A 16361-nucleotide genomic window follows, 5' to 3' on the forward strand; every position below is an offset into this window, starting at 1 on the left:
TGCGCTTTACCTCCGTTGAAATAACGCCATAGTTTCGATATGCCCCGTATGAGGGAACATATTCATTAGCCCTATTTTATTAAGTTCAAAGCCGGCTTGCGAAATAATAGCGCTGTCACGGGCTAAAGTAACAGGGTCGCAAGAGACATATAAAATCGCTTTAAACTGCGTTAATGGAAGCTGCTCTAAAACTGCCATAGCACCAGTGCGAGAGGGGTCGAGTACTAAAATATCTAACTCTTTATTAAACCACGGCGCTTTTTTAATACTCGTGGTTAAATCAAAACAATGAAATTGAGTATTTGTAATAGAGTTAGTGTGCGCATTTTGCGTCGCTAATGCAACCGCCGAAGTAACGCCTTCAATTCCTGTTACTGTTTTAGCCTGCTTTGCTAACACTAAAGAGAAGTTACCAATACCACAAAATAAATCCAGTACATTTTCATCACCTTGTAATGCTAACCAGCTCACCGCTTGAATTAACATTGCCTGATTTACACTCGCATTGACCTGAATAAAGTTATTTAGTCCAAATTCAAATTTTATATCTAACTGATCAAGCTTATAAAATGGCATCGCTAAATGGGCATGATCAATGGTATCGCTATCACTTTGCCACACTAATTGCCAATGATATGCCGAGACACTTTGCTCAACAAACGCTTTATCTGTGGGCGAAATGGCTTTTGTATGACGAATAACAATAAAGTGTTGCTCATCTGCAGCGCATAACTGCAAATGACTTATACTGTGCAGCGCCTTATTATGATTAATTATGTTATCAAATACGTTAAATACCTCTGCAAATACGTCACTTAATACTGGGCAATGATTAATGCTAACAATACTTTTAGAGCCACGTGCTCTATAGCCTACCCGCATTTTTTTTGCTGCTTTGTCGAACATTACGGCAATGCGGGCACTACGTCGGTAATGCGTTGCTTGGCTTAGCAGCGGAGTTTGCCAGTTTAAATCGGTTAATTTTGCAAATTTGGCAAATAATTGATTTACTGCTGCTTGCTTTTCAACGACTTGTTGTGTGGCATCTAAATGCTGTAACTGACAACCACCGCATTGGCTGTAGTGTTCACAAATGGGTGTAGTGCGATATTCACTGGCTTTGAGTATTTTAAGCGTGTCAGCTTGGCTGTAACGTGCTTTATCATCAACTAACTTGGCTTTTACTCGCTCACCAGGTAATGCCCCACTGACAAAACACACTTTATTATTATGCTTAGCAATACCACGTCCGTGGTGATCCATTGCCGTTATATCAAGTTCAAGTGATTGCTGTTGAAGTGGTTTTTTCTTTGCTTTAAATATTTGTGCCATTAGGCATTACCTTAAAAGGTTGATGAATCACGTCTCTACCTAGATACTTTGAGAATAACTATGAGTATGTATATACTCACATTCAATAAAAATGATAATAATGCTCAGATTATGACCAAACTAGGCTTGCGCGATTCTGTTTTAACACTCACCCTGATCCCCACAGTGATCATCGGGCTATTACTAGGTGGTTATTTTACAATAAATCGTTACATTGAGCTTGATGAAATTTTATATCAACAAGGCACAACGATTGCTGAACCTCTGGCTATTGCACTTGAACAGCCTTTACTGGAAAAAAATAAAAAACTGCTTAATCGCATCATTCGCTATACACACAACAAACACTCCCCTTCGATTAAATCGATTGCCATCTTTAATGATAACAACCAACTTATTATAACCAGTAATTATCATCGCTCATTCGACACTTTAATTGAGCAAACGCAATTAAATGGCTTTAAAGCCACCTATGTTCAGCAAAGTGAAGACTTAGTAACCTTTTTCACCCCTATCATTAACCATACAACCCCCAATAGCGACTGGAATACTTCTGAGTTCCAAACCTCATTGGGCACCGTTGTGATTCAGCTTAACCGCGACAAAGCTGTTATTGGCCAACAACGTGCATTATTGGTCAGCGGTATTATTATTATTCTCGCCTTAGTATTAGCCGCTATTTTAGCGCTAAGACTTAGTCGGATGTTTATGACCCCGCTTAATAAGTTAGTACTTGCTACCGACAGATTGATTGAAGGTAAAAGACAAACCGGATTAACTGAACCCATGAATGGCGAGTTTGAGTTATTACGTGAGGGGCTCAATACCATCTCGCATTCTATGGTGATGCAAAAAGATGAAATGCAAAAAAATATTGATCAGGCAACCAGCGATTACCGCGAAACGCTTGAACAATACGAAACACAAAATATCCAGCTCACCATGGCTAAAAAAGAAGCGCAGGATGCTAACCGCGTTAAATCTGACTTTTTAGCTAAAATGAGTCATGAGTTACGCACCCCACTTAACGGGGTTATTGGATTTACCCGTCAGCTTTATAAAACGCCTCTGAATAAAAACCAAAAAGATTACCTTGATACCATAGAGCTTTCGGCTAACAGCTTAATGACTATTATTAGTGACATATTAGATTTCTCCAAGTTAGAAGCAGGAGCCATGGAGCTTGAGTCTATTCAGTTTCAACTGCGCGATAGCGTAAACGAAGTAATGACATTACTAGCACCTAGCGCACACGACAAACAACTTGAGCTTTCTATTTATATTAATCCTCAGGTGCCTGACCACTTAACCGGCGACCCCACACGGTTTAAACAAGTGCTGATTAACTTATTAAGTAACGCTATAAAATTTACTGAAAAAGGCGCGATAAAAGTTGATATTAGCCATCGTTTGCTTGATGAAGAGCGCACCTCTGTCTTGGTGTCAGTCGCAGATACTGGGGTAGGTATTCCAGCAGATAAACAAGACGCGCTATTCACCGCCTTTGGTCAAGCCGACTCCAGTATTACCCGCAAATTTGGCGGTACCGGCTTAGGGCTTATTATTACTAAACATATCGTTGAAGCAATGAGCGGCCGTATTACCTTAAATTCAGCCCCTGGTAGCGGAACTTGTTTTACCTTTAATGGTGTATTTAGATTACCAAATCATGTATTTATCAACGATTTGCCTACCCAGTCATTAATTGGTAAACGTGTTCTTTATTTAGAGCCGCATAAGCATACCCATCATGCTGTTGCCTCATTATTACAAGAGTGGAAAGTTAGTGTCACTCCTTGCTATAACGAAACCGAATTTTTAGAGTGCATAAAAAATTCAGAGATCAATTTTGATATTTGTCTTATTGGTCACATGGCATCAGTTGACGATATGCAGCGTTTAAAAAGCTATGTAAAAGCGGTTAGAGAATCAACCGATTATTTATATTTAATGCTCAATACCGTATCGCACAACATGCGCGAAGCCTTCATCGGCAGCGGCGCTGACGCCTGTTTGAGTAAACCTCTTAATCACCGAAAGCTATGTGAGCTGTTAGCAGCACCTTATCGACTCGACCACCCGGCACATAATATAGAACAGCATGAACAAACCCTGCTGCCACTAAAAGTGTTAGTGGTGGATGATAATGACGCTAATTTAAAATTAATTTACACCCTACTCAACGAGCAAGTTGAATTAATTGATACCGCGCATAATGGGTCACAAGCGTATAGTTTAAGCAAAAGCCATAAATATGATGTGATTTTTATGGATATTCAAATGCCTATAATGGATGGTATTACAGCCTGTAAACTCATTAAAGAGTCATCTTTGAATGAAGATACGCCTATTATTGCCGTAACTGCGCATGCACTTAATAGTGAAAAAGAACAGTTATTGAAAGATGGTTTTGAAGGTTATTTAACTAAGCCTATCGATGAAGATATGCTAAACCAGATTATTTGCGATCATAGCCCGCAATTACCAGTGAGTCGTGATAAGTCAAAAAGCACATTTGAACATAGCCCTGCTCCTTTTGATAGCACTCGCCTTGACTGGACGCTGGCATTGCAACGTGCAGGCGGTAAAGCAGAATTAGCCAATGAAATGCTTAATATGTTACTGCTAAGCGTGCCCGAAACCCTAAACTTACTAAATCAAGCAATAACCAGCGAAGATTGCCCTCAAGTACTTAGCGTTATCCATAAATTTCATGGCGCATGCTGCTATACAGGTGTACCAAAATTAAAAACATTGGCTGAAACGATCGAAACATCACTTAAAAATGAATGTACGCTTGAGAATATTGAGCCCGAGTTATTTGAGTTGCAAGACGAGCTTGAAAACTTACTTGTTGATGCCAACATTGATATCACTAATAAATAAGCTCGTCTTTAATATCGTTAATTATAACTCTACGCGCGAGCTTCAAGCATTAAGCGTTTCATATCACGAACCGCTTTATCTAAACCGTCAATGGCTGCGCGGGCAATAATAGCGTGGCCAATGTTTAGCTCATAAATCTCTGGCATCGCCGCAATTGGTTTTACATTGTGATAATGCAGACCATGGCCAGCATTAACAATTAAACCAATACTGGCTGCATATTTCACCCCTTGGCGAATGTGCTCAAGCTCTTTGGCAGTGTCTTCATCGTTGGTGGCATCTGCGTAAGCCCCAGTGTGAATTTCAACATAAGGTGCACCACACGCTTTTGCTGCATCTAACTGCGCTTTATCAGCATCAATAAACAGCGATACTTTAATTCCAGCTTGCGTTAATGTTTTAGTTGCAGCGGCTATTTTATCGATATTGCCTGCCACATCTAAGCCCCCTTCAGTGGTAAGCTCTTCACGTTTTTCAGGCACTAAGCATACATATTCAGGTTTAACCTCAAGTGCAATAGCAATCATTTCATCGGTTACTGCGGTTTCAAGGTTCATACGTGTTTGAATGGTTTTAGCCATTACATACACATCGCGGTCTTGAATGTGTCTGCGGTCTTCGCGTAAATGAATAGTAATGCCATCAGCACCGGCATGCTCTGCAACACTGGCTGCATGGGCAGGATCAGGATAAGAAGTGCCTCGTGCTTGGCGAAGCGTTGCAATATGATCTACGTTCACGCCTAGAAGAATATCTTTCATTTTTGTACCTGTGAAATTTGTTTATTGAGAGGCCGTAAATAATTCACGACTTTTTAATGGCTTGTTGCCCAACAATGGTTTTAATAAATAACGACTTAATTGCTTTGCCATATATAACACATCCGCTTGGCTAAAGTCATGATTTGCTATAGCATTGAGTTGTGAACCAGTAAACCCAGAACGCGAGTCGTGTTGCACCGCAAAGCCCACTTCTGCAAAGTAGCTATACGTTTGCGTGTCATCAATTGGCTCACCATCCGCATCAAAACTAAAATCAACCCCATAACCTAGTAGCTCTAGCAATTGAAACTCATAAGAGCGAAGCACTGCTTGCATGTCAGTCCCGCTATTAAGGTTTTCTAGGTGAGTTTTATAAAGTTGAAAAACCTGATCAATGGGTTCATTAATCGGCACAATTCGGTTGGTTAATTCATTTAAATAAAAGCCACAGTAAAGCTTATCACCGGTTAAAAATAACGGATTACCATGAAGCTCAAATTTATTGATGTACTTTAAATCGTATTTGCCATTGTAATGGACGAGTAAGGCTTGAAATGGTTGGAGTTGGGCTTTGTATTTAGTGGCCTGGCGGCCACTAACTCGTGCGAGCATTCTAAGCTGGCCAACACCTTCTACTAGCATATCGAGCATTACTTGCGAGTCGCTATATGGACGCCGATGTAATAAATAAGCTTTATAGAAATCGCTGTCCATAAATTATGCTGCGTATAAAATGTTAATCTTCACCGTAACCTAAGCTTCTTAAGGCACGCTCATCGTCAGCCCAGCCCGATTTAACTTTAACCCACAGTTCTAAAAACACTTTATTTTCAAGCATTTCCTCTAAGTCTTTACGCGCTTCACGGCCGATTACTTTTAGCTTTTCGCCTTTGTTACCAATTACCATGCGCTTTTGCGTTTCACGCTCAACTAGTATCAGGCCATTAATATGCCAAATACCGTTTTCTTGCCATTTAAACTGCTCTATTTCCACAGTCACTGAATACGGTAACTCTTCACCCATAAAGCGCATTAGCTTTTCACGGATAACTTCAGCCGCCATAAAGCGCATTGAGCGGTCAGTTACGTAGTCATCAGGAAAATAAAATTCGCACGGTGGTAAGCGCTTAGTCACTTCTTCTTTGATCAGGTTAATGTTTTTACCCTGAGTCGCAGATACGGGCATAATACCAACAAAATCAAACTTATCGCCTAAAAACTTCATATGTGGAAGTACAAGGTCGCGATCTTTCACTTGGTCAATTTTGTTAATAACTAACAATACCGGCTTGCCACTTTGGCTTACTTTGTTAAGTACCATGTCGTCATCGGCATTCCAATGAGTGCCTTCAACCACAAAAATGATCAGCTCAACATCACCAATTGAGCTAGACGCTGCACGGTTCATTAAACGGTTAATAGCACGCTTTTCTTCAACGTGCAGGCCTGGGGTATCGACGTACACCGCTTGGTGCTTACCCTCAGTATGAATACCCATAATACGGTGGCGCGTGGTTTGTGGCTTACGTGAGGTAATACTGACTTTTTGCTCAATAATTTCATTAAGCAGTGTTGATTTACCCACATTAGGACGGCCAACAATCGCAACCATGCCACAAAATGTGTCTATTTCGCCTTCATGAGGCTGTATTAAGGTATCAAGATTCATTTTTAAGTATCTTCAATGCTTTTTCGGCCGCTTTTTGTTCGGCTTTACGCCGTGAGCTGCCAACAGAAATAATGCTATCCATTCCATCAACGATACATTCAACCGTGAATGTTTGATTGTGTGCCTGACCTTTAGTATCAACTACGGTGTAGCCTGGTAATGATAGCTTACGAGCTTGCAAATACTCTTGCAGCAGGGTCTTAGGATCTTTTTGGTTAAGCCCTGGTGAAATAGCATCTAAACGTGATTCATACCACGCTAAAATAAGCTCGCCGCAGCGATCTATGTCTGAATCTAAAAATACAGCGCCAATAATAGCTTCAACTGCATCCGCTAGGGTTGACTCGCGTCTAAAACCACCACTTTTTAGCTCGCCAGGACCTAAGCGTAGGTAATCACCAAGCTCAAATTCAAGGCCAAATTCAGCTAAAGTCTGGCCGCGAACTAAAGTCGAACGCATGCGGCTTAAATCGCCTTCGCGTGCTTTAGGAAATTTAGCGTACAGTGCATTGGCAATGACAAAGCTCAAAATTGAGTCGCCCAAAAATTCGAGTCGCTCGTTATGTTGACCTTTGTGGCTGCGATGCGTCATTGCTTGCTCAAGTAACCCTTGATCAGCAAATGTGTAGCCAATTCTTTTGTATAACTCTGTTACATTTTTTTTCATTGTTACTGAATATTACCTAGGCGTTCAAAACGAACACCAGTTGGAACCCATCCTGGTAAAATGTCATCTGGGCCATTATCAAATTCAAAACTCATCCATATAAAGACAGCTTTACCCACCAAGTTTTCTTTTGGTACAAAGCCCCAAAAGCGACTATCTTGGCTGTTATCGCGATTATCACCCATCATAAAGTAATGATCAGCTGGAACCACCCATTCATCCGCAGGTGTGCCCAATTGCTGGTAGTAACGCCCCTTACGTTCAGGCGATTTTGGGTTGATTAAAATGTCATGGTTAGTCGTGGTTAAATCTTCATTTAAACGCGCTAAATCCATTGGGCCTTGCTTAAATTCATTATCATTAATTAATTTAAAATCAATTTTATTGAATTCATTACAAAGAAGTGCGCCCTTTTGAACTTCGCCTTCTTCGCATTTTGGTTGAATATATAAACGCTTATCACGATAAACAATTTTATCGCCAGGTAAACCTATAGCACGTTTAATATAGTCCACTCTCTCATCTAACGGGTATTTAAAAACAACAATATCGCCACGCTCTGGTTCGCTTACATCCACTAATTGGCTGCGCCATACTGGGTCTTTAATCCCATAAGAATACTTTTGCACTAAAATAAAATCACCCACTAATAAGGTGGGCATCATTGAACCCGATGGGATCTGAAACGGCTCAAAAATAAATGATCTAAAAATAGTGATAGCAGCAATCATCGGAAAAATCGACTTTGCTGTTTCAGTAATCATTGGCTCAGGCGCAATCAATGCTGCGGTTTCTTCATCAAGTTGACCTCCGGCAGAAGTTTGAGCAATTGCTAAACGTTCCTGCCTTTTAGGGGCAAACATTAAGTGATCTATTAACCATATTAGACCTGAGCCTAAAGTTAACAACACCAATAAAACTGAAAAGTAGCCAGCCATTTATTATCCTTTATTTTTATTTACCAACTTTCAAAATGGCTAAGAACGCTTCTTGAGGCACTTCAACGTTACCAAGTTGCTTCATTCGTTTTTTACCATCTTTTTGTTTTTGAAGTAATTTTTTCTTACGGCTCACGTCACCACCGTAACATTTAGCGATTACGTTTTTACGTAGTTGCTTAACAGTTGTTCGAGCGATTACATGTTGTCCAATCGCTGCCTGAATCGCAATATCAAACATTTGACGTGGTATAAGTTCTTTTAACGCATCAGCAAGCTGTCGACCACGTGATTGTGCGCTGTCGCGGTGAACAATGATAGCCAATGCATCCACACGCTCGCCATTGATAAGTATATCTACACGTACCATGTCTGAAGTTTGGAAATGCTTAAAGTTATAATCAAGCGAGGCAAAACCACGGCTTGTTGATTTTAGCTTATCAAAGAAGTCCATTACCACTTCAGCCATTGGCAGTTCATACGTTACTGCAACTTGCTTACCGTGATAACTCATTTTAGTTTGCATACCGCGCTTATCAACACATAAGGTGATTACGCTGCCTAAGTACTCTTGTGGAACTAAAATATTAGCTTCTACAACCGGCTCACGTATCTCTAAAATATCGTTAACTGGTGGAAGATCAGACGGGTTATCAATTTGCGTCGTGCCCTCTTTAGTTACCACCTCGTAAATAACCGTTGGTGCCGTGGTGATTAAATCAATGTCGTATTCACGCTCTAAACGCTCTTGGATAATTTCCATGTGTAACATGCCCAAGAATCCACAACGGAAACCAAACCCTAACGCAGTTGAATTTTCTGGTTCAAAGAATAACGAGGCATCGTTTAAGCTAAGTTTGTTAAGGGCATCGCGGAATGACTCGTAATCATCAGAGGCTATTGGGAACATACCCGCATAAACTTGCGGCTTAATTTTTTGAAAACCAGGTAAGCGCAGTGGTGCCGCATTTTTTTGATGAGTAATGGTATCACCCACCGGTGCACCATGTATTTCTTTGATACCAGCAATAACAAAGCCTACTTCACCAGTGCGTAAAACACCGGTGTTAGTTTGTTTAGGCGTAAAAATCCCCACATGATCTGCGGTATGTACGTTTTCGTTTGACATGATTTTAATTTTGTCGCCCGCGCGAAGTTCGCCATGTTTGATACGCACTAGCGATACAACGCCTTGGTACGGGTCAAACCAAGAATCGATAATTAGCGCTTGTAATGGCGCGTCTTTATCACCAACTGGTGGCGGTACATCTTTAACGATCATTTCAAGTACTTCAGCAATACCTACACCTGTTTTGGCGCTACATTGCACCGCATCAAGGGCATCAATACCAATAATGTCTTCAATTTCTTCGGCTACACGTAATGGATCAGCTTGCGGTAAATCAATTTTATTAAGTACCGGTATAACTTCTAAGTCCATTTCAATGGCGGTGTAACAGTTTGCTAATGTTTGCGCTTCTACGCCTTGACCAGCATCAACAACAAGCAGTGCCCCTTCACAAGCCGCTAACGAACGCGATACTTCATAGGTAAAGTCAACGTGCCCAGGGGTGTCGATAAAGTTAAGTTGGTAAGTTTCACCATCATTCGCTTTATAATTTAAGGTTACACTTTGTGCCTTGATGGTAATGCCACGTTCACGTTCAATATCCATTGAATCCAGAACTTGCTTCTGCATTTCACGGTCGGTTAAACCACCACAAACTTGGATCAAACGGTCAGAAAGGGTCGATTTACCATGGTCAATGTGGGCGATGATCGAAAAATTACGGATATGCTTCATAAACTGGATTCTAAACTTCTATTTTAAAGGACTAAGGTCATATGCCTAAATAACTTGAAAATACTTGCTGTGTATTTTCAAGTTACTGTGGCATAAAAACGCAATTTTACATTTAATTGGCGTCAATCACCATCTATTTGAGTTAAAGGGAGGCTAATTGGATGAATTTTTATCACTTTTATCTCATGTCTTAATGATTTCACCCATGTTTTAGCAATTAAAAAGCCGGTGATCCCACCCAATATCGCGGCTAAAATTTGCCAGCCTTCGGCTAACAATATCAATTCACTGGCTATTAAAGCGAATATTAAACTCAAAAACAAAGGCAGCATGTAAACTGCAAAGGCATGCTTTACAACATGGCTATCATCCAATGACAAAGTTACTTTTTGGCCTATTTCTAACTGTGTTTCAAATTTATAAGGTAATGTTTTTTTGGCGGTACCAAATAACTTACTAAACACTTGTGAGCCACAACGTCCATTACAGCCTTCACAGGCCTGTTTTTGTTGGGCTTCTAAATGCGCAACGTGGCCACTAAGGGCCACGACGGTTAACGTTTGTTCAATCATAGTTTAGTTACTTATAATGCCCGCGATACAGACTCAGCAATGGCTTTGGCACTCATGGTTGGAATGTTTCCCACCACAGAGACATCAAAATTTCCGCCGTTGTGTACATAAATCGTAGTTGCCCCTGAGGTGAGAGCACCGCTTAAACGCTTACCCGGTAGTGGTCGTTGTACAAACACAGATACTTCAACAAACCCATCAGAAAATAAATAATAGTCTGTTAATTCATTATTTAAGTCGAGCTTATGCCTGTCTGACTTAAGTAATTCAAACCCCTCAGGTAACCAGCCAATAGTCCAATTCATGGCATTCGCTTTAGTTTGTTCATCAATTGAATTGGCAGGTAATGGGGTTGGAAAGTTACGATTAAGCACTTCTAATAATAAGTTTGCCGGTTGCTCAGTCACGCTAATATGAGTGAGCTGTAATTGCTCAAGCGCTTCACCTTGATGATTAACATACGCCGCTTTTAATAATAACGACGACTCAGTATCAATCCATATCCAATAGTTGTATTTGTCTTCGTTTTTAGATTCAATTCGAACTAATTGCGCGGGACGCCCAGCAATACGGCCTTTACCACCAAGCACAAAATCATAATGCGCACTTAAGCGGTTAATATCTTTAAAAAGCACTTCAGGAATAGGGCCGGCAATTGAGTCGGTTGTTAATGAATACGGCTCTGATTGTGGCTCAAAATAGGTAACTTGGTTGTCAATGCGGATCATTTCAAGGCCAGCACCGTTGAGTAAACTCAAATGCTCAAGCTCAACGTCCCCCTGTTTAGCATGCACCCAACGGTAGGGCTCCATACTTTTGCCTTTAACAACAACAAAAGAGGCATCAAAATTACGTGTATGAACTGCACTGGCCATTTCAAGCAGTAAATCTTTAGCGGGGTTTGTGTCATTGGCGAAAGCATTAAAACTTAACACCAACGACATAACAAAAGTTATTACTTTCATCTAATTAGTTTTTTTCCTCTTGTGACGTTTCATCTGTTTTCGCAGTTTTCAACGAATGAGCCACACGTGCTTGACGCTGGTGTTCAAGTACTAGAGCGCCAATACGTTGCTGTTGAAGCTCTCGTAAGCCTTTCTCTGCGTTCTCTAGCGCCGGTGCTGATGAATAACTCACTGGCGATGCCATGCCGGTTAACGGCGTGGTTTGTAATAAAGGAATTTCGTTTTGCACAGCATCTTCACCTTGCGGCAAGGTGTTCACGCCAACAATAGTAAACATTGCCACGCTAGCTGCAATTGCTAACTGCGCAACCGGCTTGCGCCAATTAAACGCCACGATTTTATTATCGGCTTCAGTATTTACCGGCTTTGCCACACTTTCAGACTGGCTAAAGTCTGCATAAACCGGCTCACTATCAAGTGCTAACGAAATGCGATCGCTAATATCAAAATCCATATTTTTGTTGTTTTCTTTAGCTCGCATTGCATCACCGATTAACGCGTAACGGCCAAATGTAGCTACATCAGCAGATGCAATCTCGGCATCATTTAATGCTTGCTCACCGTCAAGTAATGCTGATAACGATTCGTTATCTAAGCGGTTAACGTGTGCTTTTGTCATACTAAGACTCGCCTATTAATGGGTTTAATTTGTTATCAATTGCTTCACGGGCACGAAAAATACGCGAACGCACCGTCCCGACTGGGCAATCCATCACCACGGCTATTTCTTCATAGCTCATCCCCTCAATTTCTCTAAGGGTAATCGCGGTTTTTAGATCTTCAGGCAAACTATCAATCGTATTAAAAATAACAGCGCGTACTTCTTCGCTTAATAGTAAATTTTCAGGTGATGCGTTTGAACGCATTGAATCAGCACCCTCATAAAACTCGGCATCGTCAGCATCTATATCATTTGCTGGCGGTTTACGCCCTTGAGCCACTAAGTAATTTTTAGCACAATTAACGGCGATACGGTAAAGCCAAGTATAAAAAGCACTGTCACCACGAAAGTTTGGAAGGGCACGATACGCTTTAATAAACGCCTCTTGTGCTACATCAGCAATGTCACCCTGATTTGATACATAACGTGAGATCAAACCGGCAATCTTGTTCTGATACTTCTTAACTAATAGGTTAAAGGCGTTTTTATCTCCCTGCTGAACCCTTTTCACTAACGCTAAATCTAATTCCTGCTCGCTCATTCGAGCCGGTACTCCTCTGATTGATTCTTGCTTATTATTCATAGTGTCGCCATTGTTCACACCTACTCTGACCCTTAGATGAATAAAAAGTTCTGCTTCATATTGTTTTTTTATAAAATAGCTAAAAAATTACGTATTTATACGCTAAAACCACTTCGTGGTAGTGCTACAAATATGGTACAACTATAAGTATTAAAAATAAATATTGCTCTATCTGAGCATTGTAACCGCAAAGTACCTCACAGATGAACCAAAATAAACATCACATTACCGATGTCGCTATTATTGGTAGCGGCGCAGCAGGCTTATCACTTGCTTTATCTTTGGCTAATTACTGTAACGTTACCGTAATTAGTAAAGGTGAATTAACCGAAGGTTCTACTCTTTATGCCCAAGGCGGAATTGCCGCTGTTTTTGATAAAAAAAATGACAGTATAGAGTCTCACGTTGAAGATACCTTAGACGCCGGTGGCGGTTTATGCGACAGAGAGGCGGTTCATTACACTGCCAGCAATGCTCATGACTGCCTGCAATGGCTGATTGACCAAGGCGTGCCTTTTGATATGGAGTTTGATAGCAAAGGTAAAGAGCGCTTTCATTTAACTCGTGAAGGTGGGCATAGCCACCGACGCATTTTGCATGCAGCCGATGCCACAGGCAAAGCTGTGCAAACAACCTTGATTAGCCAAGTTCAAGCGCATAGCAATATCACCTTGTTAGAGCATTACAACGCGATTGATTTAATTACCGATAAAAGTATCGGCAAAACGGGTTCACATGTTCATGGCATGTATGTGTGGAATAAAAAAGCCAAAAAAGTAGAAACAATTGGCGCAAAATTTGTTGCCCTAGCAACGGGTGGCGCAAGTAAAGTATACCTTTATACCTCTAACCCTGATGTTTCTAGCGGTGATGGTATTGCCATGGCATGGCGTGCAGGGTGTCGCGTTGCTAATATGGAATTTAATCAATTTCATCCAACCAGTCTTTATCACCCTGAGTTGCAAAACTTTTTAATTACCGAAGCAATGCGTGGTGAGGGAGCCTATTTAAAACGCCCAGATGGCACGCGATTCATGAAAGAGTTTGATGAGCGAGAAGAACTCGCCCCGCGCGACATAGTCGCGCGCGCTATCGATTTTGAAATGAAGCGCCTTGGTGCAAATTGCTTATATTTAGATATTAGCCACAAAGACAAAGATTTTATTATTGAACACTTCCCAACGATTTACGCCAAATGTTTAAGCGTAGGGCTTGATATCACCAAGGAGGCAATTCCTGTTGTCCCTGCTGCGCATTATACCTGTGGCGGCGTTATGACCGACTTTAATGGCAAAACCGACTTAGCTAATTTATACGCTGTAGGTGAAGTGGCTTACACTGGGCTGCACGGTGCTAACCGTATGGCAAGTAACTCATTATTAGAGTGCATTGTATTTGCCCATGCAGCAGCAAAAGACATTTTGAGTAAAATAGAGACCGCTCCTGCACTGGTTGAGTTACCTAGTTGGGATGAAAGCCGCGTATCTAACTCAGATGAAGAAATCGTGATCACCCATAACTGGCATGAGCTGCGATTATTTATGTGGGATTATGTTGGGATTGTGCGCTCAACCAAACGACTTGAACGCGCGCTTCATCGTGTTGAACTATTACAGCAAGAAATCCACGATTACTACGCGAACTTTAGAGTGAGTAATAACTTACTTGAGTTACGTAACTTAGTTCAAGTAGCCGAGCTTATAATTAGAAGTGCTATGGAACGTAAAGAAAGTCGCGGACTGCACTTTACCATTGACTACCCAGAGCAAAACGAAAATCCAACGCCAACTATTTTGACTCCAAAGCGCAATTAATTGCCGCAAGTGTTGCCCGTTTTAAACGCGCATAGCTTTGCTCATCAACACTATTGGCTGAGATAATCAGCCAATAGTTTTCACTAAAGCCATTAATATACAACCACACACTGCGACCAAGTAATCGGCTTTGCTTACCAATAACCCCTTGAATTAGCAGCTTTTCATTCTCAAAACGAAATTGATTTGGCTCTAATAATATAACGCCCTGCTCTGGCTGAGCAGCCACGATTTTTCGCCAAACGATAATGCCAGCAACGATATTAAGCGCAATGCAAAAAAGAGTTGCCAAAATAGAAGTGGTAAATAAGCATAATATTAAAGTTAGCACACAAAAAAAGACCACAATCTGTTTGTGGTCTGTCTGATTATTTGTGACGGTAAACCTATACACGAACTCGGTCTAAAATTAGCTCAACCATACTGTTTAGCTCAACGTCTTTACATTTTTCATGGCCCATAAACCAAGCAAATAAATCTGGGTCTTCTTGTGTTAATAAGCGCTGAAAAGTCGCCTGCTGTTTAGCATCTAACGAATCATAAGCTTCTTCAACAAACGGCATAAACAAAACATCTAGTTCTAACATGCCACGGCGGCAAGCCCAACGGATACGTGCTTTACTATGTATTTCAACCATTTTAAACCTCATATTTAATTAATTCGAGTTTAACAAATGCACGTTAATTTAACAGCACTAAATTATAAAAAAACAACGCTTGTTGGTGGCTGTACCATCGGCTTTAACTACGTTATTATGTGGTTTCATTTGTTATTGCAAAGAAGGTGTTTATGTCTCTGGTTTATGCATGTCCTTTATCACATCAGGTTATTAGCCTCTCAGGCACAGATAAATTATCTTACCTACACGGACAAATCACTCAAGATCTCAATAAAATCAACAACAACAACTTTTTGTGGACAGGTCACTGTAGCGCAAAAGGTAAGCTGTGGGGTGTATTTAAGCTATTTTCTTACCAGCAAAACTATTATTTAACCGGATCAAGTGCTGAAGTAGAACGCTCACTGGCTGAGTTAAAAAAATACGCTGTATTTGCAAAAGTTGAAATTAATAAAGCCCCAGAGCGATTAATTGGTTTATTAGGTGATGACCTAACTGATTTGCTTACGCAACTTGATATTCACTTTAGTGACGATGCCACAGCATGCGACTTTGCTAACGGCAAAGCCCTTAAACTTGCGCCAAACCGCGTTTTACTTATGGTTGATAGCCAATTTTGCTTACCTGATGAAGTATCTACCCTCGACAACGACGCTATGTGGCAACAGGCCTCACTGCTAGCTGGTGAGCCTCAGTTAAGCGTTGATGCAATTGATGAATATGTGCCGCAAATGGTTAACCTTCAAGCCATCAATGGCATCAGTTTTAAAAAGGGTTGCTACACCGGCCAAGAAACCGTCGCACGTATGAAATACTTAGGTAAAAATAAACGTGCCATGTATATCGTTACAGGGCAAAGTGAAGGATTGCTCGATGCACCCGATATCGAAACCCAGTTAGGTGAAAACTGGCGCCGCGCGGGCAAACTTATTGCGCAAAGCTTTAATGAAAAAACACACACTTTAACTGGCTTAGTTGTGTTGCCAAACGATACTGACACCGCTCAGGTTCTTCGTGCAAAACATACCCCTTCGGTAGAGCTAAACATTCTGCCTCTACCTTACTCTCTTGAAGATGAATAATAGGAAT

The 16361-nt window shown here is 40.9% G+C and carries 16 protein-coding genes; 3 read left to right on the forward strand and 13 right to left on the reverse strand.

The features are described 5' to 3' along the window. Nucleotides 1-6 precede the first annotated feature (6 nt). A complete protein-coding gene (gene rlmD, locus QL984_RS10250; protein WP_036953603.1) occupies nt 7-1332 on the reverse strand; it encodes a 23S rRNA (uracil(1939)-C(5))-methyltransferase RlmD in 1326 nt (441 codons plus the stop codon). Between the two features lie 111 nt (nt 1333-1443). Here rlmD and barA point away from each other — a divergent pair, with 111 nt between their 5' ends. After that, on the forward strand, nt 1444-4218 hold the full coding sequence (gene barA / locus QL984_RS10255; protein WP_013465629.1) for a two-component sensor histidine kinase BarA: 2775 nt from the start codon (nt 1444-1446) through the stop codon (nt 4216-4218). A gap of 29 nt (nt 4219-4247) precedes the next feature. Here barA and pdxJ read toward each other — a convergent pair whose 3' ends face one another. The 10 genes from pdxJ to rpoE all read right to left on the reverse strand — a co-directional run bounded on the left by pdxJ (nt 4248) and on the right by rpoE (nt 12796). Next, complete coding sequence (gene pdxJ, locus QL984_RS10260; RefSeq protein WP_010387803.1) at nt 4248-4979, reverse strand: pyridoxine 5'-phosphate synthase; 732 nt, start codon at nt 4977-4979, stop codon at nt 4248-4250. A gap of 21 nt (nt 4980-5000) precedes the next feature. Further along, entirely contained in the window at nt 5001-5693 is a 693-nt protein-coding gene (recO, locus tag QL984_RS10265) for a DNA repair protein RecO (protein WP_013465631.1), read from the reverse strand. Between the two features lie 22 nt (nt 5694-5715). Beyond that, nucleotides 5716-6648, reverse strand: coding sequence for a GTPase Era (gene era, locus QL984_RS10270; protein ID WP_013465632.1), 933 nt, complete (start codon nt 6646-6648; stop codon nt 5716-5718). Further along, the gene (rnc, locus tag QL984_RS10275) at nt 6638-7315 is read right to left on the reverse strand and encodes a ribonuclease III (RefSeq protein ID WP_008466504.1); all 678 of its coding nucleotides are present in this window, start codon (nt 7313-7315) and stop codon (nt 6638-6640) included. The genes era and rnc overlap by 11 nt, the downstream gene beginning before the upstream one ends. A gap of 2 nt (nt 7316-7317) precedes the next feature. Then, the gene (gene lepB / locus QL984_RS10280) at nt 7318-8253 is read right to left on the reverse strand and encodes a signal peptidase I (protein WP_013465633.1); all 936 of its coding nucleotides are present in this window, start codon (nt 8251-8253) and stop codon (nt 7318-7320) included. 16 nt (nt 8254-8269) lie between these two features. After that, nucleotides 8270-10057: a translation elongation factor 4 gene (lepA, locus tag QL984_RS10285; RefSeq protein ID WP_013465634.1), complete on the reverse strand. Its 1788-nt coding sequence runs from the start codon at nt 10055-10057 to the stop codon at nt 8270-8272. A 122-nt stretch (nt 10058-10179) separates the two neighbouring features. Further along, entirely contained in the window at nt 10180-10629 is a 450-nt protein-coding gene (locus QL984_RS10290; RefSeq protein WP_013465635.1) for a SoxR reducing system RseC family protein, read from the reverse strand. An 11-nt stretch (nt 10630-10640) separates the two neighbouring features. Beyond that, a complete protein-coding gene (locus tag QL984_RS10295) occupies nt 10641-11594 on the reverse strand; it encodes a MucB/RseB C-terminal domain-containing protein (protein ID WP_016899682.1) in 954 nt (317 codons plus the stop codon). Nucleotides 11595-11598: 4 nt separating this feature from the next. Then, nucleotides 11599-12213, reverse strand: a complete 615-nt coding sequence (locus QL984_RS10300; RefSeq protein ID WP_024602341.1) for an RseA family anti-sigma factor — start codon at nt 12211-12213, stop codon at nt 11599-11601. 1 nt (nt 12214) lies between these two features. Continuing rightward, the gene (gene rpoE, locus QL984_RS10305) at nt 12215-12796 is read right to left on the reverse strand and encodes an RNA polymerase sigma factor RpoE (protein WP_010387792.1); all 582 of its coding nucleotides are present in this window, start codon (nt 12794-12796) and stop codon (nt 12215-12217) included. A 245-nt stretch (nt 12797-13041) separates the two neighbouring features. Here rpoE and nadB point away from each other — a divergent pair, with 245 nt between their 5' ends. Further along, on the forward strand, nt 13042-14652 hold the full coding sequence (gene nadB, locus QL984_RS10310; protein WP_013465638.1) for an L-aspartate oxidase: 1611 nt from the start codon (nt 13042-13044) through the stop codon (nt 14650-14652). On the opposite strand, the gene QL984_RS10315 is transcribed toward nadB, so the two are convergent. Together QL984_RS10315 and QL984_RS10320 are read right to left on the reverse strand one after the other, a co-directional pair. After that, a complete protein-coding gene (locus QL984_RS10315; RefSeq protein ID WP_013465639.1) occupies nt 14627-14983 on the reverse strand; it encodes a hypothetical protein in 357 nt (118 codons plus the stop codon). The genes nadB and QL984_RS10315 overlap by 26 nt on opposite strands. Nucleotides 14984-15038: 55 nt before the next feature. Next, the gene (locus QL984_RS10320; RefSeq protein ID WP_013465640.1) at nt 15039-15290 is read right to left on the reverse strand and encodes a succinate dehydrogenase assembly factor 2; all 252 of its coding nucleotides are present in this window, start codon (nt 15288-15290) and stop codon (nt 15039-15041) included. A 152-nt stretch (nt 15291-15442) separates the two neighbouring features. Between QL984_RS10320 and QL984_RS10325 the strand changes: the two genes are divergently transcribed. Then, a complete protein-coding gene (locus QL984_RS10325; RefSeq protein WP_016899678.1) occupies nt 15443-16354 on the forward strand; it encodes a folate-binding protein YgfZ in 912 nt (303 codons plus the stop codon). Nucleotides 16355-16361 lie beyond the last annotated feature (7 nt).

It is taken from the genome of Pseudoalteromonas sp. APC 3495, assembly GCF_030407645.1.
Classification (GTDB): domain Bacteria; phylum Pseudomonadota; class Gammaproteobacteria; order Enterobacterales; family Alteromonadaceae; genus Pseudoalteromonas; species Pseudoalteromonas tetraodonis.